This window comes from Flavonifractor sp. An112 (assembly GCF_904377885.1).
Lineage (GTDB): Bacteria > Bacillota > Clostridia > Oscillospirales > Oscillospiraceae > Flavonifractor > Flavonifractor avicola.
The window spans coordinates 1-22,023 of record NZ_CAJFGT010000032.1 but is presented as its reverse complement, the minus strand read 5'-3'; the positions used below and the strand labels follow the sequence as shown (position 1 = coordinate 22,023).

Here is a 22,023-nt window from a genome sequence, read left to right as displayed (position 1 = left end):
ACGGATGGATGCCATTTTTCTTTATTTATGATATAATACCAGCATTCTGAGAAATACGAGGATCACTCTATGCTCCGCATCCAAAATATCTCCCTGCCCCTTGACGGCAGCCAAGGGCAGCTGAAAAAAAAGGCCGCCCGCATTCTGGGCGTGAAACCGGAGGTCATCACCGGGCTGTCTTTAGCCCGGCAATCCATCGACGCCCGGAAAAAGAACGACGTCCACTACGTCTGCACTGTGGATGTAACCGTGGCCGACGAGGGCAGAGTCATGGCCCGGTGCCGGGACAGAAACGTCTCCCTGCACCAGAGCGCCCCCTATGTTTTCCCAACCGTGCGGCGGACCTCTTCCCTGCCGCCGGTGGTGGTCGGTATGGGCCCCGCCGGTCTGTTTGCCGCCCTGTTCCTGGCCCGCAACGGTCTGGCCCCCATCGTGCTGGAGCGGGGCCGCCCGGTGGAGGAGCGCACCGCCGACGTGGAGCATTTCTGGTCCACCGGCGTACTGGACCCCGCCTCCAACGTCCAGTTCGGCGAGGGGGGCGCGGGCACCTTCTCCGACGGTAAGCTGACCACCGGCACCCACGATCCCCGGATCTCCACCGTGTTCCGCACCCTGGTGGACGCAGGAGCCCCGGAGGACATTCTGTACCAGCACAAGCCCCACATCGGTACCGACGTGCTGCGGGACGTGGTGAAAAACATTCGACAGGAACTGATTCGCCTGGGCTGCGACGTGCGCTTTGGCCATCAGCTCACCGGTCTCATCCTCCGGGATGGGGCAGTAGCCGGGCTGACTGTGGAAGGCCCTCAGGGAAGCTACGATCTGCCTTGTGATGCACTGGTCCTCTCCCCCGGCCACTCCGCCCGAGACACCTTCCAGATGCTGCTGGAGGCGGGTGTGCCCATGGAACAGAAGCCCTTTGCCATCGGCGTGCGCATCGAGCACCCCCAGAGCGCGGTCTCTCTGGCTCAGTTTGGCCCCGCCTGGGAGAAACTGCCCGCCGCCGACTACAAGCTGGCCTGCCACCTGCCTAACGGCCGCTCCGCCTTTACCTTCTGCGTCTGTCCCGGCGGCCAGGTGGTAGCCGCCGCCTCTGAGGAGGGGCGGCTGGTAACCAACGGCATGAGCCATCGGGCCAGAGACGGCAAAAATATCAACGGCGGCTTTTTGGTGGGGGTGGGCCCCGCCGACTTCGGCTCCGACCACCCTCTGGCCGGAGTTGCTTTCCAGCGACACTGGGAGGAGGCCTCCTTCACCCTTGGGGGCGGAAACTATCATGCCCCGGCTCAGACCGTAAAGGATTTCCTGGCCCGGCAAGCCTCCAAAACCCTGGGCACTGTGGAACCCACTTATCGTCCCGGCGTCACCCCTACCGACCTGGACCGCTGTCTGCCTGATTACGTCACCGATACCCTGCGGGGGGCTCTGCCGATATTTGACCGAAAGCTCCACGGTTTCGCCGCACCGGACAGCCTGCTCACCGGTGTGGAGACCCGCTCTTCCTCACCCGTACGCATTCTCCGGGGAGAGGACTACCAGTCCGCCGTCCGGGGCCTCTATCCCTGCGGCGAGGGGGCCGGGTACGCCGGCGGGATTACCTCTGCCGCCGTGGACGGCATTCGAGTGGCCGAAGCATTAGCCAGCCAGTAAGCCCCCTCGCCGGGGACCCGCCGCAGGCGGGTCGGCGCCTGCGCCGCACAAGTGTTTTGGGCCTTGCCCAAAACCTTGATGCCGGGGGCAATTCATTTGCCCCGGCAGTTCAAATATCCATGGGGCCCCCATGGGGTCCGCCCCATGGGGAGGCGGGGCTGGCTACGCCGGCGGCATCACCTCTGCCGCCGTGGACGGCATCCGAGTGGCCGAAGCGGTAGCCGCACAGCCTTAAAGCGAAGTTCGCCGCCGCATTGCTGCGGCGGCGAACTTTTTTATTTTCGATGCAATCATTTGCCCCGCTCAGGTGTGTACAGGGCAGAAAGGAGAGAGCGCTATGGCCATGCAGCTCCAGGGGGATGCCCCCTTCTCCTACGCAATGGAACACCATCTGGACACCGTATACCGTGCAGCCTGCCACAACGCCCCCACCCTACAGGACGCGGAGGATGTAACTCAAGAGGTCTTTGAGGCCCTGCTGCGCAGCGGCAAGGGCTTTCAGGACGGGGAGCATCTGAAGGCCTGGCTGCTGCGGGTGACCATCAACAAGTGTAAAAATCTCCGCCGGGCCAAGCGCAGCGGCGAGGTGCCGCTGTCCGAACATTTCCCCGCTCCTCCGGGGGCGGACGGCTCGGTACTGGACGAGGTGCGGGCCCTGCCGGAGCCCTACCGCAACACCATCTACCTGCACTATTTTGAGGGGTACACCGCTGCTGAGATCGGGGTGATCTTAGGGGCCAAGCGGAACACGGTACTGTCCTGGCTCTCCCGGGGGCGGCAGGCCCTTCGGGAACGGATGATCGGAGGCTTTGAGGATGAATAAGACAGATTATCTGGCCCAAGTTGAGAACCTCCACGCCTCTCAGCAGCTGCGGGAGCGGATCGCCGCCCTTCCCGCCGCCCGCAGGCAGTCCCGGCGATTCAAGCCCTGGATGGGGGTATGCGCTGGTCTGGCCGTGGTGGTACTGGGCGGGTTCTGGCTGCTGCCCCGGATCGGAGGCAGCAGCGGCGGCGCCGGCGCCGGTCACGACGAGGCTTCCACCTTCATGTCCTATGCCGGGCCGGTCTTTCCTCTGACCACACTGGAGGACGTCAATCTGACCGCTGAGCGGCACATCACCCTGGACTTTGCCCCATGGCAAGACGGAAACAGCACCAAAATCCAGATCAAAGACTCCTATGTACTCACCAATCCCACCGACACCGACCTGACCGTCACCCTGGTCTATCCCTTTGCCGGGAGTTTCTATGAACTCTATCCCGTTACCTTGACGGCAGACGGCACGGAGTTGGAGACCGTCATTTACCCCGGCGTGGGCGGGAACCAGAGCGTGGAGTCCTGGGAGGAATACGCGGCCATCATCAAGGGCGGAGATCTGGCAGCCGCCCACCAGGAGGCTCCCACCCTGGACACTCCGGTGACGGTCTATTCTTTTACCGACTTTGTCCTTCCGGAAAGCGATGCCGCCGCCCCCACCCTGGCGGTGACCTACCCCTGGTCGGAGGACGCCCCCGCCGTATTGACCTATGGCTTCGACGGCAGCGGGATTGACGAGGAGGCAGGCTGGGCCCAACGCCAGTTCTCTCTGCCCGATTCCAACTCGCCTCATGCCGAGGATCCCCGACTACTCATCGTAGTGGGAGATCCGTTGGAGGAATACACCATTCAGGGTTACCAGGACGGCGGCTGTACCCCCGGAGAGGAGCTGGCAGGCGTCTCGGCCCACGTCACCCAGTACCAGTCCACTCTGGGTGACGTACTGGATTCTCTCTGCCAGGCTCCAGACACCCTGGATCAAAAGTACGGAAAACCAATGGGTGTTCTTGCACTTCCCCGAGCAGTATTCTTTGACACCCTCTGCAAGAGCTTTGGAACCTCCATCCCGTCCAACATGACGATGCTGGAGATGGTATTCGAATGGTGCAACATTCAGGAACGCATTTTCTACGGGGAGGCTACCCTCACCATCCCCGCCGGGGAGCGTGTCACGGTGGAGGCCTCCTTTACCAAGGAAGGCAGCTACGACTTCGTGTGCGCCCACACGGAGAACCGCGGAATCTACGGCTATGATCTTCTGACTCAGCTGGGTTCCAACCTGACCTGTACGCAGCAGACCGCCATTTTAGAGGACCGGGGTTTGATTCAGATCGCCCGTCAGAATTTCGGCTTCGACCTGAACAAAGGGATCAAAACTGTCTCTCTGGATCCGTCGACCGAACACTACTACCTGGAGGTCCGCAGAGCCTATTGAGCAAAAAAGAGCCGCCCTGAAGGGCGGCTCTTTTGTTGTTGTTCAGCGCTGATCCATAGGCGCATAATCCGCATGGCTGCCCACATACTTATAGGCAGGACGGATGATTTTACCCATATTGATAAGCTCCTCGATGCGGTGGGCGGACCAGCCTGCCACACGGGCCATAGCAAAGATAGGCGTATACAGCTCCAGAGGCAGATCCAGCATATGGTACACAAATCCGGAGTAGAAGTCCACATTGGCGGACACACCCTTATACATCTTCCGCTCACCGGCAATGACTTCAGGACCCAGACGGGCCACCATGGAGTAGAGCTCGTACTCCTCGTTGCGGCCTTTCTCCCGGGACAGCTTTTCCACAAATGTTTTGAAGATGTTGGCGCGGGGGTCGGACAGAGAGTAAACGGCATGGCCCATACCGTAGATCAGGCCCGCTTTGTCAAAGGCCTTCTTGTCCAGCAGATCCTGGAGATACTGCCGCACCTCGTCCTCATCCTTCCAGTCCCTTACGTGCTCCTTCATGTCCTCAAACATCTGCACCACCTTGATATTGGCACCGCCATGCTTGGGACCCTTCAGAGAGGCCAGGGCCGCCGCCATACAGGAGTAGGTATCGGTGCCGGAGGAGGTGACCACATGGGTAGTAAAGGTGGAGTTGTTACCGCCGCCGTGCTCGGCATGGAGGGTCAGACAGATGTCCAGCACATGGGCCTCCCAGAAGGAATAGGAGGAATCCGCCCGCAGCAGGGAGAGGATGTTCTCCGCCGCCGACAGTTCCGGCCGGGGTGCGTGGATGTACAGGCTGCTGCCGCTTTTATAGTTATAGGCCTGATAGCCGTAGACGCTGAGCATGGGGAACAGGGCAATAAGCTGGACGCACTGGCGCATGACATTGGGCAGAGAGATGTCGTCGGCCCGGTCATCGTAGGAGGCCAGGTTGAGGACACTGCGGGCCAGGGAGTTCATAATGTCATGGCTGGGCGCCTTCAAAATTACGTCCCGCACAAAGTTGTTGGGGAGGGAACGATAGTAAGACAGCTGCTTGGTAAAGCCGTCCAGTTCCTCCTTGGTGGGCAGTTTGCCCAGCAAAAGCAGATAGGCGGTCTCCTCAAAGCCAAAGCGCCCCTCCTTCAGAGCGCCTGCCACCAGCTGCTCCACGTCCACGCCGCGGTAATACAGCTTGCCCTCACAGGGAACCTCCTGTCCGTCCACGATCTTCTTGGCCACAATATCGGAGATCTCGGTCAGTCCGGCAAGCACACCCTTACCGTTCAGATCACGCAGGCCCCGCTTCACATCATACTTTACAAAATCGCCTGGATCGATGCGGCTGTTTTCTTTTGCCATAGTCGCCAGGCTCTCGATTTCAGGCGTAATATTACAGTAATTCGGATTGCTTGCCATGAAAAACCTCCATTCTCTTCACATACCCAGGGGACAACCCCTTTGCCAATTAGTTCATTGCTAACTATTATGCCATGAAAATGTTACCACAGTATGAATCGCACTTTATTTTTTCTTTGAAATATTTGTCAGCTTATAAAACAAAGACCCGCTGCGGCAGTGCCGAACAGCGGGTCGAAATTTAGAACAGATCTTTCTTCTTCAGGATGATGCCGGTCACCAGGATCACGCCCAGGGACAGCACCAGGGGGAACCACCAGAAATGGTCCAGGGGCAGATTGGCTACGTTCATGCCGTAGAAGCTGAAGAAAATATTGGGGATGGTGAGCAGGATGGTGATGGAGGTCAGCACCTTCATGATCACGTTCAGGTTGTTGGAGATTACGGAGGCAAAGGCGTCCATCATGCCGGAAATGATGGAGGAATAGATGTTGGCCATCTCAATAGCCTGGCGCACCTCGATGAGCACGTCCTCCAGCAGATCGTGGTCCTCCTCATAAAGGGTGATGATGCGTCCCCGGAGGATCTTCTCCAACGTGACCTCATTGGCTTTCAGTGAGGTATTAAAGTAAACCAGCGACTTTTCCAGGTCCAGCAGCTGGATAAGCTCCTTGTTCCGCTGGGATTTGTAGAGCTGCCGCTCCATGTAGTTGTAGATCTTGTCGATCTGCTTCAGGTATTGCAGGAAGCGCTTAGCCACCTGGAGCAGCATATAGAGAATAAACTGGGTCCGCTTCTGGGTGTCTGCGTTGCGCACCAGCCCGTCCTGGAAATCCTTCAGAATGGAAGTCTCTTTCAGGCAGACAGTAATGATGTGCTTTTCCGTGACGATAATGCCCAGAGGCAGGGTGGAATACACCACCGCGTCATCCTTCTCCACCGAAGGAGCGTCAATGATAATGAGGGTCTGTCCCTCTTCCGTGTCAATACGGGAGGTCTCTTCTTCATCCAGCGCGGCCCGCAGGAAGGTGGGCTCCACGCCCAGGGTCACCGCCACTGTGTTCAGCTCATCCTCGCTGGGATAAGTCAGGTTGACCCAGCAGCCGTCCTGTACGGCATCCAGCTTGGTCATTTTCCCATTGATGGTCTTATGGATGGAAAGCAATTCACTCACGCCTTTCTGGGCGCAGGGACCAAAAAGGCATAAAAATCCCCGCACACCTATTGTCTCGCTGATTCGTTCCGCTTATACCGGCGGACCGAAAAAGGGCACAGGCGTGCGGGCGCTCCCGGTTATACCGGTCAAACGCCGATCCAATACGCCGTGCCAGTTGTGTTGCATTCTCGACTCAGAGGGTCACCGCTCACGGCGCATATCACTCCCTTATGACATAATCTGTTTCCCCTAAAAACTGGCTGACTGGTACTGCCAGCCGTTGGGCTACCCCTTATTATATGCTATTTCCCACGGAATTGCAAGCCTGCACTCCCGCCGCTCCGCCTTTTCTTCCACAAAGAAATCCAGATTCAGACAAAATGCCTCCTCTAAAATACTTTGCTGGAAGTCTCATCCACGCGCCACGGAAGGCGCCCCATATCCTTCCGCTCCTTATGGAATTGCAAAGCGGTAGCCCAATCCACGGACCGTCTGGATATATTGGGGCTTGGATGGGTTTTCTTCGATTTTTGCCCGGATTCGGTTGATATAAACCATAATGGCATTTTCGTCAATGATAGCCGATCCCCATACCAGGTCGTAGATCATATCCTTGGAAAAAATATGATTCACATTGTCCATAAACAGCTTGATAATGGCGTTTTCCTTGGAGGAGAGAACCACCTCTTCCCCATTTTTATAGAACCGCAGAGTGCTGGTATTGTACTGAAAGGGACCGGCTGTGATGATCTGATCCGCTCCGGGCAAATTCCCCCGGCTGCGGCGGATCAGCGCTTTTACCTTTGCCGCAAGGGTAACAGGGTTGAGGGGTTTGGTGATATAGTCGTCTGCACCGATATCCAGACCATAGAGGGTATCATAATCCTCTTTGCGTCCGCTGACGATCATAATGGGGATCTTGCTGCCGTTTCGCCGGATATGCTGAATCACCTGAAACCCATCCATGCCGGACAGATTGATATCCAGCAAAAGCAGATCGTATGTTTTCTTTGTCAGCATCTCAAGGCACTGTTCGCCGGAATCGGCGGTATCTGCCTGAATGCCATTGCTGCTGATCACTTTATACAGCATGGTAAGAACGGCCTTGTCGTCATCAACAATGAGTACAAGATCAGCCAAGGTGCATCCCCCTTTACACGGCTTGCTTCTTCCAGTATGATATCCAGTATAAAAGACGAGTATATGTTTGACAAGGGGGGAATTTACTTGAAGCCGCCCATCAAATTGGAGCGCAAATTTCTGATTATTATATTGCTTGCCTTCGCCCTCATATTTGCCGGAATTTTTATGGTATTTCGGGTTTTCCACCAATATGAAAACATTATAATTGAAAACGAAGACCGGCAGCTTTTGGGGCTGTCCCGCTCGGTGGATCGCAGTATCACCAGCTATATTCAGCAATTTTCCCGGGAGCTGAAGCACACATTGCAGAGGAACGACCTGGAAGAGGCTGAGACCGCTTACCGAAGCACCGGAAACACGGAAGCACTTGCCCTTCAGGTGGAGGGGACCATCCTATCAGAACATCCTCTGACATACGACATTCTTTGTATCGACAATGGAAGTATTTTATACTCCTCCCGCGGAAAAACAGACTATGTGTTTCCGCCCAATGCCGGCCTGGAGGGAGACGTTGACATCAGGCCCTGCGTGGATGCCTCCGGCACCATCTATCTTTCGTTCCAGAAAGGCATGGAAGGAGAGCTGCAATACGCCGTACTGATCGAGCTTACGGAATTTTATGAGGCTGTGGCGGGAAATCTGATTGCCGGCACCCAAGACCGCATTCTGCTTCTGGACGCAGGTGGGCGAACCCTGCTGTATCAAACAGATGAAGGCGCTGTGGCGACCCTGGTCCAGGGTGATACAGGCGGCACAATCAATCAGGACGAATTGAATGCGCTGCTGAACTGCCAAAGCCAGGGCGAGAATGTGTCTCTTTTCTACCATGCTCAGACCAGCGAAGATGGAAAAGCCTATACGGCGCGCATGGCAGCCATCCCAGCCGACGGAAACAACGGTGTGTTTACAGTGGGTGCCTCCCTCAATTATGAAACCATCAAACGGCCCATCCATATGTCCGCCATACGGCTTGCCGCCTACAGCAGCATGATCGTGATTGGAATTTTGCTGTTGGCTGGCTCCATCCTGCTGGTGGCCCGGCGCAACGCACGAGCCCAGCAGGAAGTACTCATGCTTCGGGAACAAAATCTTGCCCTGGAGGCGGTTACTAAGAAGTCTCAGGCTCTGGCCCACCATCAGCGGCTGGAGATCATCGGCACCTTGACCTCCAGCATTGCCCATGAATTCAATAACCTTCTGACACCCATTATGGGTTACTCCATTCTGGTTCTGGAAAAACTGCCGCCGGACGCCGAAGAAACCTATGATAATGTGCTGGAAATTTACGAGGCCTCCAGAAAGGCAAAAACCATTATCTCCCGCCTCTCGGACCTCTCCCGCAAAAATACCCCCCTCACCTTCCAGTATGTCTCGCCGGACGATCTGGTGGTCCGCGTTCTGGAGATCGCCGCACCGGCGAAACCGCCCAAGGTAGAGGTCAGCCACAAGCTTCAGTGTCGGCACCTCTGGGTACACGGCAATGAGATCCAACTGTCCCAGATGCTGCTCAACCTGGTTTTGAACGCCTACCAGGCCATGGAGACAGAGGGTGGAACCCTTACCATCACAACCGAACCGGAGGATGACTGGATCTGCCTCCATGTGGCCGACACAGGGTCTGGAATCGACCCTGCACTGCTGGAAACCATCTTTGAGCCCTTCTTTACCACCAAGGAGCGAGGCAAAGGAACCGGGCTGGGTCTGACCATCGTACAGCAGGTGGTCAAGGAGCACCACGGTACGGTCTGCGTCCACAGCAAATTGGGACAGGGGACCACATTCATCGTCCGTCTGCCACTCCCCGCCCAGGAGGATGGCCCCAACGACAACAGTATATTATAAAAAAGAGGATGGATGTTTTCCCGTCGGGAGGCATCCATCCTCTTTTCTTAACAAATATTAAGGGCACAGTAATTTCCCATTAAGCAGAGATTGTTATAATTTTGACAAATTCATTCTTGTCACGAAGTGGAGCAGACAGATGATTATAACGATTGCACGGAAATATGGCAGCGGCGGCCGGGAGATCGGCCAGAGGCTGGCCAAACATCTGGATATTCCCTATTACAATGTGGACGCCCTGCCCCACCCTCAAGCCGAGGACTGGCAGGACGAAATTCTACGGCTGGCCGATACCGGGCCATGCGTCATGGTGGGTTTCTGCGCCGATCATGTGCTGGCCGGGCGGGAAGGCCTCATGCGTATCTTCATCCACTGTAACATGGAGCATCGTCTCCAGCGGATCATGGCGGAGCATCACCTTTCCAGAGAACAGGCCCAGCGCGAGGCCCTCTATCAGGACCGGGAGCGAGCCCGGCTCTACGGATTTTATACCGGAGAAAAATGGGCCAATCTAGACCAGTACGATCTGACTGTAAACAGCAGTCTTTTGGGCGCGGCCGGTACCGTGGAATTGCTGGGTCAATTTGTGGCACTGAATGTCATGCGTAAGCGCAGAGGACTATGAAATGAGAGAAAAATACAAACCTGTTCGGCTGACTCTGTGCCGAGGCGATCTTCTGGCGGTGTGCCTGGTCCTCATGGCCGCGGCTGCTCTGATTGCCGGCTGGAGTATGGGCTCAGGCGGAAAGGCCGCTTCTGTCCAGATCTGGCAGGACGGCATTTGGAAGGGCGAGTATGACCTGATGCAGGATCAGGAGATCCAGATCAGCGGCAGCTATCAGAACACGGTCAAAATCCAAAATGGCCGGGCTGCCATCATTGATTCCAACTGTCCGGGCCAGGACTGCGTCAAAAGCGGTTGGCATGAAGATGCCAGGCAGAGCATCGTCTGCCTGCCCAACCGCCTGGAGCTTCGTCTGGTGGGTACCGAAGGGGAGCCCCAGGTGGACGGTGTAACCAGATAGGAGGCTGACATGGGTAAAACAAGATCTCTTGCGCTAAGCGCCATGCTGATTGCGCTTGCATTGGGGTTATCCTATATGGAGCGCTTTCTTCCCCTACAGCTGCTGATCCCGCTGCCGGGGGTAAAGCTGGGGCTGGCCAATATTGTCACCCTATTTGCCCTGTACTTTTTGGGCGGCAAAAGTGCCGTTCAGATCCTTGTCATACGGTGCGCCCTTGGTGCCATGTTTGGCGGCGGCCTCACCGCCTTTTTCTTTTCCATCACCGGCGGTGTGTTGGCCATGGCCACCATGGCTTTGACCCGCCGCCTCCCCTTCCTGTCCATCTACGGGGTGAGCATCTGCGGCGCAGCCGCCCACCAGACCGGTCAGGTCCTGATGGCGGTGCTCTTGCTGCGCTCTGTCTATGTGGCCGGATATCTTCCGGCGCTGCTGCTGATTTCCATTGTCACAGGGTTTTTGACCGGTGCAGTCTCTGCCGCCTGTTCCCGGGCCATGATCGCGGCACAGCTGCCCTTTGCATCAAACATGGAGGTTTCCTATGCTGGAGAATTTGATTGAAACTGCCCTGCCCACCATCATCGCAATTCTGGAGATCATGGGTATCTTCGTGGTAGTGGTCTCGGCCACCGGCGCATTTATCCGTTACCTGAAAGGGCTTGTCACCCACTCCGGATCAGACGTCAAATTTGCTCTGGCCAACGGGCTGGCCATCAGTCTGGAATTCAAAATGGCCGCTGAGATTTTGAAAACCGTCCTGGTGCATGAGCTCAATGAGCTGATGGTATTGGGGGCGGTCATCCTTTTGCGCGCGCTGTTATCATTTCTCATTCACTTTGAAATGAAGCAGATACATCACACCGAATCATAATTCAGGAGGTATCACAAATGAAGAAACTGCTTGCACTGATCCTGTCCGGTACGCTGACTATGGGCGCACTGTCCGCCTGCGGCAGCACGGCAGTGGTGGCTGTCCCTCAGCCTGAGGAATCTGCGCCCGCCGTCACCGAACCGGTTCCGGAACACACTCAAGGTACATCGGATGCCGCGGTCAAAACCGGCCTCTATCTGGGCACCAGCTTGTCCAGCAGCAAAAATGCCGCCGACGGCGAGGATGGATACAGCCAGGCCAACATTGACCTGGTGGCGGTCACTGTGACCGACGAAGGTGTCATCGACTCCTGTGTGATCGACTCCATCCAAGCAAAGGCCTCCTTTGACGCCACCGGAACCCTGACCGCCGACCTGACCGCCCAGGTGCCCTCCAAAAACGATCTAGGCAGCAATTACGGTATGGGCCAGGTCAGCTCCATCGGCAAGGAGTGGAACGAACAGGTTCAGGCTCTGGCCGATTACGTAGAGGGCAAGACGGTGGAGGAGATCAAGGGCATCGCCGTGACTGAGGAGGGCAAGGCCGCCGACGCGGATCTGGCCGCTTCCGTCACCGTCTCCATCGCCGGCTATCTGGATGCCATCGAGCAGGCGGTTTCCAACGCCACTCATCTCGGCGCCATGCAGGGAGATCGTCTGGTTCTGACCACCTCCACCAGCATTGCCAACAGCAGGAGCGCCACCGCTGAGGAGCCCGGCCAGGTCCAGACCTCCGCCACTGTGGCTGTCGTCACCCTGAACGGCGACGTGATCACCAGCTGCTACATCGACGCTGTGCAGGCCAACGTGGACTTTGATGCTGCCGGCGTGATCACCACCGACCTGACCGCGGCGCCGCCCACCAAAAATGAGCTGGGCAACAACTACGGCATGGGCCAGATCAGCCCCATCGGCAAGGAATGGAACGAGCAGGTGGCTGCCTTCTGCGCGTATGTGACCGGCAAGACCCTGGACCAGGTGGCGGGGATCGCCGTGACCGAAAAGGGCGCTGCCGCCGACGCAGACCTGGCCGCCTCGGTCACCATTGCCATCGGGGAGTTCCAGGCCCTGATCGCAAAAGCCGCCGCCTGAGTTTTCTTTAGGCAGCAGCTTGATACGCCTGTCATTTGGAAAGTAGAGGTTATATGAAGCGAACGGCCACTTTGATCCTCCTGCTGGTTCTGCTCTGCGGGTGCACAGCAGCCCCCGCAAAGTCTGACGACACTGGACTGAACCGCTATGAGGCTACATTTCTGACTCTGTTTGACACCGTCACCACCATCGTGGGATATGCCGAAACCGAGGAGGCCTTTACCGACACGGCCCAGGCCTTCCATGATGAACTGCTGGAATACCATCAGCTCTACGACATTTACAACGAGTACGAAGGAATCAACAACATCAAGACCATCAACGATCACGGCTGGGAACACCCCATCAAGGTGGATCAGCGGATCATTGACCTACTGTTGTTCAGCAAGGAGCTGTATACCCAGACAGAAGGCAGGGTCAACATTGCCATGGGCAGCGTACTCCGCCTGTGGCATGACGCCCGGGAAACCGGCATAGCCGACCCCAGCCGGGCAGCGCTGCCGGACCAGACTGCCTTGGAACAGGCCGCAGCCCACACGGATATCGACAGCATCCAGATTGACGTGGAAGAAAGCACCGTTTTCCTGTCTGATCCGGAGGTCAAACTGGATGTTGGCGCCATTGCCAAAGGCTATGCGGTGGAGCAGGTCTGCCGGAACACCCCCTCTGGGCTGCTCATCAGCGTGGGTGGAAACGTCTGTCCCACCGGCCCAAAGCCGAAAAGCGGCCAGCCCTGGGTGGTGGGCATTCAGGACCCGGAAGATCCGGAGCAATATCTCCATACCATTTATGTGGAAGATGTCTCTGTGGTCACCAGCGGAGATTATAAGCGGTATTTTACCGTGGACGGCGTTCCATACCACCATATCATAGATCCTGACACCAACTATCCTGCCGGCTACTGGCGCTCGGTCACCATTCTGTGCCGGGATTCCGGTGTGGCGGACGCCCTCTCTACCGCCCTTTTTACCCTGCCCCAGGAGGAGGGACAGGCCCTGCTGGACGCCTTCCAGGCAGAGGCCATGTGGGTGCGTCAGGACGGAACCATCCTGTACAGCCCCGGATTTCAGGCGTATATCCGCATATAGCCAAAGCGCTCATATCATCGAGGTGGAAAGAATGAGAAAATTGTTTTGGGGTGGTATCCACCCAGAGGGACATAAAGCTCTCTCCCGGGGCGCGGCCCCCATTCCCGCACCCCTGCCGGCGCAGGTCGTCCTGCCCATGGTCCAGCATATCGGCGCAGCCTGTACCCCTGTGGTCAAGGTGGGCGATCAGGTCAAAATGGGGCAAAAGATCGGCGACGGCGAAGGAATCTGCGCCCCCATCCATGCCTCTGTCTCCGGTAAAGTGGTGGCTGTGGAGCCCCGTCCCCACCCCGGCGGCAGCGAAGCGCTGTCCGTCGTGATCGAAAATGACTATACAGACACACCGGACGACACCTTAAAGCCCCATCTGACCCACCAGGATCTCTCTGGAGATGAGATCCTCCGCATCATCCGGGATGCAGGCATCGTGGGCATGGGCGGCGCCGCATTCCCCACAGACGTGAAGGCCTTCTCCGCACTGGGCCAGGTGGACTATGTCATCATCAACGCCTGTGAGTGCGAGCCGTATATTACGGCGGACGATACCCTTATCTGTACTTATTCGGAGCAGGTGATCCGGGGAACGGAGACCCTGATCCATACCCTCGCACCCAAGCATACGGTGATCGCCATTGAGGACAACAAGCAGGAGGCCATCCGCATCCTGAAGGACGCCCTGCCCAAGGACTCATCCATCGAATTGCGGGTACTGCCCACCCGCTACCCCCAGGGCGCGGAGAAGCAGCTGATCCAGGCCGTGACCAACCGACAGGTCCCTCCGGGCAAGCTGCCCGCCGCCGTGGGCTGCGCCGTGTTCAACGCAGCCACCGCTGCCGCCGTCTATCAGGCGGTATACGAGGGAAAACCGGTCACCCGCCGCATCGTGACGGTCACCGGCGACGGAGCTGCGGCACCCAAGAATATGATTTTCCGCATCGGTACCTCCTTCGGGCAGGCCATTGACGCTGCCGGCGGCATGGCGGAGGACACCCAAAAAGTGCTGTCCGGCGGCCCCATGATGGGCCTTGCCCAAAAGGACCTGGCCGTGCCGGTGCTGAAGGGCACCAACGCCATTCTGTGCCTGAAAGCCACAGTTCCCCAGTCCAAAACCCAGACCTGTATCCGCTGCGCCAAGTGCGTGTCCGTCTGTCCCATGCACCTGCAGCCTCTGTACCTGTACCGTTTTGAACAGGCCGGGAACTGGAAGGAACTTGAGAAGCTGCATTTGTCGGACTGTATCGAGTGCGGAAGCTGCAGCTACACCTGCCCGGCACAGCTCCCGCTGGTGGAGCGGTTCCGTGCGGGCAAACAGCAGCTGAAGGAGGCAAAGAAAGCATGAAACTGCTTGTAACATCCTCTCCGCACATTCACAGCGGGTCCCGCACCAGCCGTCTGATGGGATCGGTGCTGATCGCGCTGATTCCCGCCCTTGCGGCCGGTGTGTGGTTCTTTGGTATCAGAACCCTGGTCCTGACCGCGGTCACCGTGCTGGCCTGCCTGCTCTCCGAGTGGCTCTACCGCATGGTCACCAGGCAGAGCAACACCCTGCCGGACCTGTCCGCAGCGGTGACCGGCGTTCTGCTGGCTATGACCCTCCCCGCCTCCGCCCCCTACTGGCTGGCGGCTGTGGGCGGTGTCTTTGCCATTGTGGTGGTCAAGGGGCTGATCGGCGGTCTGGGACAGAACATCTTTAACCCTGCCCTGGCTGCCCGGGCTTTCCTGGTCCTGTTCTGGCCCAGCTGGATGGTCCGCTATGCGGCGCCTGGTACCTCCCTGGACCCGCTGTCGGTCTCAGTGGACATCGTATCCTCCGCCACCCCTCTGCACCATATGCAGATGCCTGCGCTGCCTACGGAGTCCCTGCTGGATGTATTTCTGGGGAATATGGGCGGCTGTATCGGCGAGGTATCCGCCCTGGCCCTGCTGCTGGGCGGCGGATACCTGCTGCTCCGCAAGGTGATCTCCTGGCGCATTCCGGTGGCCTACCTGGGCTCTGTGGCACTGCTTACCCTGATCTTCTCCAAAGGCCAGGACCCCGTCCTGTGGATGCTCTACAGCCTGATGGGCGGAGGCGTGCTGCTGGGCGCCTTCTTTATGGCCACCGACTATGCCACCTCCCCTGTTACCCCCATGGGCCAGCTGATCTACGGCGTGGGATGCGGCGTACTGACCGTCTGCTTCCGCTACTACGGACTTTTCCCGGAAGGGGTCACCTATGCCATCCTGCTGATGAACGCCTGTGCCTGGAGCCTGGACCGGCTCACACCCCCCAAGCGCTTTGGTACTGTGAAAGGAGGCGGCGTACAGTGAACGTAAAACAGTTGATCCAGCCTGTGGCTGCCCTTCTCATCGCCGCCCTGGTTTTGTTCCTGGGCACCACCGTGCTCTCCCCCATTGCTCAGGAAAACAAGGAACAGGAGCTGCAGTCCATCCTCTCCAGCCTTCTGCCCGGCGCAGAATCCTTTGTCCAGGAGGAGTACACCGGCGAGGACGATGCTATCTCCGCGGTCTACAAGGCAGATAACGGCTATGTGATTGAAACGGTCACCGCCGGATATGCCGGCGATATCACCATGCTGGTAGGCGTCAATCTGGACGGCACCATTGCCAGTCTGGTGGTGCGGGATATGCAGGAGACCTACGGGCTTGGCACGGAGGCCCTCTCCGATGTATCCTTCCTGTCTCAGTTCCTCTGGAATGGCACCACCTTTACCGTAGGCGAAAATGTGGACGCCCTCACCGGCGCCACCGTTACCTCCAAGGCGGTGGCCAAGGCTGTTACCTCAGCCAGTGCCTTTGTAACCGGCGCGGATATTGGCTCCAGCGCCACCGAATGGGGAGGTTGATGTGATGAAAAATACCTATCGTCTGAATACCTTCCTGGCTGTGGTTGCGGGCCTGGTATTTCTGGGCTATCTGGCAGAGCACGCCTTTGCTCCCGCCGCCATCCTGCCGCCGCTGGACCTGATGCTGGTCAGCGGGATCTCCCTGGTGGCCCTGATTCTCGAGCATTATTCCGGGAAGCCGGTGGAGGGGCGCTGCTGGCCTGTGACAGCGCTGCTCAGCGCGCTGACCTTCGTTCTGCTGCCTCTGGCGGCAGGTCTCATGTCCGGTCAGGAGCTGCTCCGGTTTGCCCTGGTGAGCTGGGCTGCGTTTATGGTGCTGACCTTCCTGTTTACCGCCATCTGTCAGCGTCTGGCCTCCAGTCCGGCAAGCAAGATCGCACCCCTGCTCTCTGCCGGGGTCCTGTTCCTGGCGGTTCAGGGCTGCAGCAGCCTTTTCCTGTGATCGATCTCTTTCGTATCCCAGGAACGGAATCAGATAAAACAGGAACAACAAGAGGCGGGAACATCTGAAGCGATGTTCCCGCCTTAATCATATCATTTATCAGTTTTTGTCCCATGTTCTTGCACATAGTTCACAAGCTGATCCAACATAGAACGATCCGTTGCATGATAAACTAAAAATCCATTATTCTCTCCCAAACTAACAACTACTTTTCCATCGTCGTAAACCGTCAAAAAACACGTTTCCTTTTCTGTGCTCCCCCATGCAAGGAAAATGTTTGCATTCATAGAACTGCCATTTGAACTGACAGATGTGATTGCCCAGGGGAATAAATTTTGAAAGCTTTGCTGGTATCCAGATTGATTTAATATATCGATGATTGCGATAAAATCCTTGCTGCCGCCTGTTAGCGCTTGCAATTCATAGTTATCAATAAATGGCGTTCCATCCTTGCTAACTCCACTGATATTTGCAGTACAGGTAAGACTAATAATTGCACTTTCATCAACAGAAATGATATCCGCTAAAGAATGCGGCCGCAAACGCCACACACCAGCACAAAGGACGATTAAGGCCAGCAAAGCAATCAGGATCTTTTTCATGTGCTTTCTCATGTTAGCCCCCCTCTAAGTTATAAACATATCCGTTTCATTAAGAATAACACATATGTGATAAAATAGAAAGCGATAGGGAATATTCCCTATCGCTTCTCCAAAACATATTTTCAACAAAAATGATAAATCCGAATTACATTACCCACTTGGATAATGTAATTCGGATTACCATTAGATGGTCCGAGTGTAATTATAGGACTTGGAAAAATCCAGTCATATCAATGGTTTGCAAGCCGTCAACAAGAGGTTTTATTCGATCCTAAGACCGATTTTGATGTCATTCAGGAACGTTGTTATGAGAGAGTGACAAATACTTTTTCTCAGTGGCATGAACGGTTAGGATTTCAGTCATATCTGACATTAACGACACAACTGTTTGAGAAAATTCAGTAATATGCTCTGGAGCAACAGCAACAGAATTATCTCCGTGTGCAATACGATTTCTATAATTGAGAAATTTATTTAGCGATGCCTTATATTTTCCTAACTGATCAGCATTGACTGCATATCTATTGCAAATGTTTTGTAACTCAGCATAATCAACATTTGAACTAGTATCAATTTCTAGCGGTAGTTGTATTGGCCCAGATAATACTGCTTGAATTCTTCTAACTAACTGCTTTCTTTTTTCAAAGTTTTGGGGAGGCTGATGTAAACTTAACAAAGAAAATAGATGCTTTGTTGCTATACTATCATGTAAGTCAGAGAAATTCAAACGTTCACTATTGATTATCTTTACATATTCTTTAAAGGAGTTGACAATATAGCCTTCCCACACAGCGTATAAGGCAGGAATAGAATACTTTCGAGCAATAGATTTTTTCTTTTCAGAAAGATGAGATTGAACCGTTAATGATTTCAATATAGCGATCTCTCCTAATCGCCAATTCAAATCGGAATTTATGGTTTCTTCAAAATCACTCATGAGCACTCTCTCCAAATAATTCAAGTGCTCGTTTAATCCTCCGCTTAGCTCTATTTTTGCTACTTGAAGCTACCCCGGAATTCTTCCTAAATTGGTCATCAGTTTTTAATTGACTAATTACGGTAGCAACTTTATCGGGGTGTACTTCATAAAAATCCAGATTTTTGCTTAAGCCAACCATTACTGCATCATAAAGGCTAGATGAGCAAATTGTGCTATTATCAAAACGAAAAACTGCTTTACCCAAGGGCTGAAGCAACTTTAGAACACGATAGAACTTGGCCGGTACTTCTGCCGAAATATCCTCACCTTTGTCCAGTTTCTCTTTTAAATAATTAGTCATGTACATAGATATGGATGCATTCACCATTTCCCAATCATCCACTAAACATACATATCTAACTATCAGTTCTTGATCATATAGTTCCAGTTTTTGACGGTCGGTTAGTGCCGTTAAGTTGACAAACATTTCATCATTAACAGCTTTGTCAATAAATTCATATAGATTTTTTAGACCGCTTCGGAATATGCAATTTCTTATTTCCTGATCGGTTAACGCAGCACCGCCAGTATTAAGACGACTAAATAATTCATATCGCATATCCCATTGGCTATCCCATTTTATGATTTCAATACGACAAACCGACCTCTTAATATTCAAACGATATTTATTTGGAAGGTTGTCGATGTTAAAGCCATCCAAGGCATCTAGTAAATCGCCAGATATTAAACTCCACTTATTTATTTCTGGTTTATCTGTTTTTAATAAGCCAAAGAAAGAGAGAACTGTAGAGATTCTTTGAAGGCCATCTACCAATTCCCAACGGCCATCACTATCTTCAGCCACAAAAATTGGTGGTATAGGAATCCCAAGCAAAATAGATTCAATAAATTTTGTTTTTTGCTCAATAGTCCACCGGAATAGCCTTTGAAATTCTGGAGAAATTATTATCTCCCCTTGTTCATACATACTCATTATTTCACCGAAAGACATATCCATTCTATCGGTAGTTAGGCTATTCCGCAGTTTCGTAACTTGTGATTCAAGTTCGTCGATCGGGGCAGGAATGTCGGCCTCTGGTTCTGGGAAGAATGCAATCTGAGCGTCTTTCATAATGATTCCTCTATTCTTTTGTCTGTGTACGTTTTAAATTCTACACGTTTATACATACAAAATCAATAGAGATTAGAAGGTTAAATCATTAACTCAAATTTATTGTTTAATAAGTATAGAGCAAACCGTCTCCCTAATAGGACTACGGGCGGCGTTTTCATATATCCCAACGAGAAAGGAGGGGTGCTCCCCCACCGGCCAGCCTTGAGGCTGGCTTTTTCCATTTCACAACAAAGGAGGTTTTTTATTGGCTGATGACAAAAAGGATATTCCCGATGCCGGGAAGGTAAACGAGCCCGCCAAGGCGGAGAACACGGAGCCCATCAAGGCTGACCTGGCTGCACCGCAACAGCCCGCCCCCGCCAAAGCGGAGGCCCTCGCGGAAGAGGATGCGTCCAAGACAGCGGCACCCCCTGCGGCAGAAAAGGCCACCGCTCCTGGGGCAGAGAAACCTGCTCCGCCCAAACAGGACAATCCCAAGGGCAAAGACAATCCCACTCCGCCCAAAGAGGACAAGCCCCAGCTGGGGAAAACAGATCAACAGGTCACGATCCCTGGCATGGGAGATCCCGCCCCCGCCGGAAAGGTGGTGGATTTCACTGCCGCCCGTGATGGGACAGCAAAGAACAAGCCACCGGAAAAGGCCCCAGCCCCAGACAAAAGCAAGCAGCCAGATGCGCCTACGCCCCGTCGAGGCCGCCCGCCCAAGGATGACAAATCCGCTCCCGGCAAGACGGCTCCTCGGGACAAGAAGTCCCAAGGCAAAGGGGCCGGGCTCTCGGCTCCGGTCAAGAAGAAGGATTCCCGCACTCCGGGCAGTGGCAAGGCCGCTCCTGTTGTGGAGCCCAATCCACCGCTGCCGGAACAGCCCACCGAGCCCAAGGATGCCACCCGCCCCGTCAAGGAGGAGATCGTCTATCTTGACCTGTCCGAACTCCACGCCTTTAAGGATCACCCTTTTGAGGTGCGGGATGACGCGGAGATGCAGGCCCTGGTGGAGAGCGTCAAGACCGGCGGCGTGAACCAGCCCGCCCTGGTCCGCCCCCGTGAGGGCGGCGGTTATGAGATCGTGGCAGGCCACCGCCGCCAGAAGGCCAGCGAATTGGCCGGGTATCGGAATATGCCCTGTATCGTCCGCAACATGACGGATGACGAGGCCATTCTTACCATGACAGATGATAACCTGCGCCACCGAGAGCATATTCTCCCGATGGAAAAGGCCAGGGCATTGAAACAGCAGGTTGAGGCCATCAAACACCAGGGCGTCAAACTGGGTGAGGATGACAAGGACGCCGGAAAGCGATCCACTGAGGTAGTAGGTGCCCGCAACGGTATCAATTACAAGCAGGTGCAGCGGTATATCCGGCTCAATTCCCTTGTGCCGGAACTGCAAAAGATGGTGAATGAAAAGCGGCTGTCTTTTACGCCTGCCGTGGAAATTTCCTTCATCCGTCCAAAAAACCAGCAGTTCATCGCGGTTTCCATCGAAGGGGAACAGTCCGCACCCTCTCTCTCCCAGGCGCAGAAGCTACGGGAACTGGACAAGGAGGGTAAGCTGAACCCGGACGCCATTGACGGCATTTTGAGCCAGGAGAAAAAGGAGGTAGATAAAGTGATTCTTTCCACCGCAGAATTGAGCAAGTATTTTGGCAAGGAGGTCACTCCCCGGCAGATGAAGGACCAGATCATGGCCCTGCTGGACGAGTGGAAGGAAAAGCAGCCGCCGGAGAAAAAGGCGGAACTGGAGAAGTAAGCCCTTGGGACAAAGTGTCCCAGGGGCTTTTCTGATTTCTGCGACAAATTTAGGAGGTGCAAATTGAAAAACAATCATTATTTCCCCCGGAGGCTGACGGCCCTCCTTCTGGTCATAGCCGTCATGCTCTCCCTGATTCCCTCGGCCTTTGCCGCCCAGCAGAACAGTTACCATGACCCGGCGGAGCATTGGCAGGAGGCGCTGAACCGTACCAATGAGTTGGACGCAAACTCGGTGGTGACGAGGGAAACCTTTAATTGCTGCGTCTGTGACAAGGCCACCGCCTTTGAGGTGTTCCGTGTTCCCGAGTACACCCGTAACGGGGAGACGGCGCTGAACCGAAATGTCAAATACTCGGACGGCACCTGTCTGGACGGCGAGAGCAGGGGCGATCTTCTGGACGGCACCCCCGGCCAGGACGCCACCTATACCGGCTACCACTGGACGAAAGCCGTCTGCGAGGTCTGCGGTACCATCAACAGCAACATGGGTGCTACCAGTTACGCCTGCAACAAGAATGTGTATTGGCTCTATGACTGCGCGGCGGATTTCTTTGAGGAACTGCCGGAAACGCAGACCGTTGAGCAGGTGGACAGCACCTACCATCGCATTATCACCACCAGCGGCGAATATTGTGCGTTCTGTTACGGCACCTACAAGGAGGAAAGTTCCACCCTGGAGCGGCACCACATGGAAACGGCCATCCGGCCTGAACTGGCCCATGACCGCTTTGTGGAAATGGATACCTGTGCCGACTGCGGATATGCCGAAACCGACTATACCGCCGCCAAGTCTGTTGTGGCGGACTATTTCGGCGTGGTAGACGGACAGCCCCACACTGTTACTGTATCCGATCTCTCCGAGGCG

21 protein-coding genes and 1 pseudogene are annotated in these 22,023 nt (G+C 55.2%); 16 read left to right on the top strand and 6 right to left on the bottom strand.

Features of this window, described 5'->3' with window-relative positions; translation table 11 throughout:
- The first annotated feature begins 69 nt into the window (after positions 1–69).
- From IHN22_RS06610 to IHN22_RS06600, 3 genes are all read left to right on the top strand, one after another.
- On the top strand, positions 70–1,650 hold the full coding sequence (locus tag IHN22_RS06610; protein WP_191434274.1) for an NAD(P)/FAD-dependent oxidoreductase: 1,581 nt from the start codon (positions 70–72) through the stop codon (positions 1,648–1,650).
- A gap of 337 nt (positions 1,651–1,987) precedes the next feature.
- Entirely contained in the window at positions 1,988–2,473 is a 486-nt protein-coding gene (locus IHN22_RS06605; RefSeq protein WP_087189391.1) for an RNA polymerase sigma factor, read from the top strand.
- The gene (locus IHN22_RS06600) at positions 2,466–3,902 is read left to right on the top strand and encodes a hypothetical protein (protein ID WP_191434272.1); all 1,437 of its coding nucleotides are present in this window, start codon (positions 2,466–2,468) and stop codon (positions 3,900–3,902) included. Before IHN22_RS06605 ends, IHN22_RS06600 begins: the two co-directional genes overlap by 8 nt.
- A gap of 42 nt (positions 3,903–3,944) precedes the next feature.
- On the opposite strand, the gene IHN22_RS06595 is transcribed toward IHN22_RS06600, so the two are convergent.
- From IHN22_RS06595 to IHN22_RS06585, 3 genes are all read right to left on the bottom strand, one after another.
- On the bottom strand, positions 3,945–5,309 hold the full coding sequence (locus IHN22_RS06595) for a citrate/2-methylcitrate synthase (protein WP_191434270.1): 1,365 nt from the start codon (positions 5,307–5,309) through the stop codon (positions 3,945–3,947).
- Between the two features lie 181 nt (positions 5,310–5,490).
- Positions 5,491–6,414: a magnesium transporter CorA family protein gene (locus IHN22_RS06590; RefSeq protein ID WP_242959364.1), complete on the bottom strand. Its 924-nt coding sequence runs from the start codon at positions 6,412–6,414 to the stop codon at positions 5,491–5,493.
- Positions 6,415–6,858: 444 nt separating this feature from the next.
- Positions 6,859–7,545, bottom strand: coding sequence for a response regulator transcription factor (locus IHN22_RS06585; RefSeq protein ID WP_191434268.1), 687 nt, complete (start codon positions 7,543–7,545; stop codon positions 6,859–6,861).
- 168 nt (positions 7,546–7,713) lie between these two features.
- On the opposite strand from IHN22_RS06585, the gene IHN22_RS06580 reads away from it, so the two are divergent.
- The 11 genes from IHN22_RS06580 to IHN22_RS06530 all read left to right on the top strand — a co-directional run bounded on the left by IHN22_RS06580 (position 7,714) and on the right by IHN22_RS06530 (position 16,750).
- Positions 7,714–9,390 (top strand): sensor histidine kinase, encoded by a 1,677-nt coding sequence (locus IHN22_RS06580; protein WP_191434266.1) that lies wholly within the window; start codon positions 7,714–7,716, stop codon positions 9,388–9,390.
- Positions 9,391–9,529: 139 nt separating this feature from the next.
- On the top strand, positions 9,530–10,015 hold the full coding sequence (locus IHN22_RS06575; protein WP_191434265.1) for an AAA family ATPase: 486 nt from the start codon (positions 9,530–9,532) through the stop codon (positions 10,013–10,015).
- Between the two features lies 1 nt (position 10,016).
- On the top strand, positions 10,017–10,415 hold the full coding sequence (locus IHN22_RS06570) for a NusG domain II-containing protein (RefSeq protein WP_191434263.1): 399 nt from the start codon (positions 10,017–10,019) through the stop codon (positions 10,413–10,415).
- 9 nt (positions 10,416–10,424) lie between these two features.
- On the top strand, positions 10,425–10,973 hold the full coding sequence (locus IHN22_RS06565) for a Gx transporter family protein (RefSeq protein WP_300985770.1): 549 nt from the start codon (positions 10,425–10,427) through the stop codon (positions 10,971–10,973).
- On the top strand, positions 10,954–11,283 hold the full coding sequence (locus IHN22_RS06560; RefSeq protein ID WP_087189406.1) for a DUF1622 domain-containing protein: 330 nt from the start codon (positions 10,954–10,956) through the stop codon (positions 11,281–11,283). The genes IHN22_RS06565 and IHN22_RS06560 overlap by 20 nt, the downstream gene beginning before the upstream one ends.
- Positions 11,284–11,300: 17 nt before the next feature.
- Complete coding sequence (locus IHN22_RS06555; protein ID WP_191434261.1) at positions 11,301–12,374, top strand: hypothetical protein; 1,074 nt, start codon at positions 11,301–11,303, stop codon at positions 12,372–12,374.
- Positions 12,375–12,427: 53 nt separating this feature from the next.
- Positions 12,428–13,462: an FAD:protein FMN transferase gene (locus IHN22_RS06550; RefSeq protein WP_191434259.1), complete on the top strand. Its 1,035-nt coding sequence runs from the start codon at positions 12,428–12,430 to the stop codon at positions 13,460–13,462.
- Positions 13,463–13,493: 31 nt separating this feature from the next.
- On the top strand, positions 13,494–14,801 hold the full coding sequence (gene rsxC / locus IHN22_RS06545) for an electron transport complex subunit RsxC (RefSeq protein ID WP_191434257.1): 1,308 nt from the start codon (positions 13,494–13,496) through the stop codon (positions 14,799–14,801).
- Positions 14,798–15,772, top strand: coding sequence for an RnfABCDGE type electron transport complex subunit D (locus tag IHN22_RS06540; protein WP_191434255.1), 975 nt, complete (start codon positions 14,798–14,800; stop codon positions 15,770–15,772). Before rsxC ends, IHN22_RS06540 begins: the two co-directional genes overlap by 4 nt.
- A complete protein-coding gene (locus IHN22_RS06535) occupies positions 15,769–16,308 on the top strand; it encodes an FMN-binding protein (RefSeq protein ID WP_191434253.1) in 540 nt (179 codons plus the stop codon). Before IHN22_RS06540 ends, IHN22_RS06535 begins: the two co-directional genes overlap by 4 nt.
- Before the next feature lie 4 nt (positions 16,309–16,312).
- The gene (locus IHN22_RS06530; protein WP_087329636.1) at positions 16,313–16,750 is read left to right on the top strand and encodes a hypothetical protein; all 438 of its coding nucleotides are present in this window, start codon (positions 16,313–16,315) and stop codon (positions 16,748–16,750) included.
- A 92-nt stretch (positions 16,751–16,842) separates the two neighbouring features.
- On the opposite strand, the gene IHN22_RS06525 is transcribed toward IHN22_RS06530, so the two are convergent.
- The 3 genes from IHN22_RS06525 to IHN22_RS06515 all read right to left on the bottom strand — a co-directional run bounded on the left by IHN22_RS06525 (position 16,843) and on the right by IHN22_RS06515 (position 19,403).
- Positions 16,843–17,364 (bottom strand): hypothetical protein, encoded by a 522-nt coding sequence (locus IHN22_RS06525; protein WP_191434251.1) that lies wholly within the window; start codon positions 17,362–17,364, stop codon positions 16,843–16,845.
- A gap of 277 nt (positions 17,365–17,641) precedes the next feature.
- Positions 17,642–18,289, bottom strand: coding sequence for an MAE_28990/MAE_18760 family HEPN-like nuclease (locus IHN22_RS06520; RefSeq protein ID WP_191434249.1), 648 nt, complete (start codon positions 18,287–18,289; stop codon positions 17,642–17,644).
- The gene (locus tag IHN22_RS06515) at positions 18,282–19,403 is read right to left on the bottom strand and encodes a DUF262 domain-containing protein (RefSeq protein WP_191434248.1); all 1,122 of its coding nucleotides are present in this window, start codon (positions 19,401–19,403) and stop codon (positions 18,282–18,284) included. Before IHN22_RS06515 ends, IHN22_RS06520 begins: the two co-directional genes overlap by 8 nt.
- A gap of 247 nt (positions 19,404–19,650) precedes the next feature.
- Here IHN22_RS06515 and IHN22_RS06510 point away from each other — a divergent pair, with 247 nt between their 5' ends.
- Together IHN22_RS06510 and IHN22_RS06505 are read left to right on the top strand one after the other, a co-directional pair.
- On the top strand, positions 19,651–21,156 hold the full coding sequence (locus IHN22_RS06510) for a ParB/RepB/Spo0J family partition protein (RefSeq protein ID WP_365813894.1): 1,506 nt from the start codon (positions 19,651–19,653) through the stop codon (positions 21,154–21,156).
- A 63-nt stretch (positions 21,157–21,219) separates the two neighbouring features.
- Positions 21,220–22,023 (top strand): annotated as a pseudogene (locus tag IHN22_RS06505) (hypothetical protein); the annotation flags it as partial.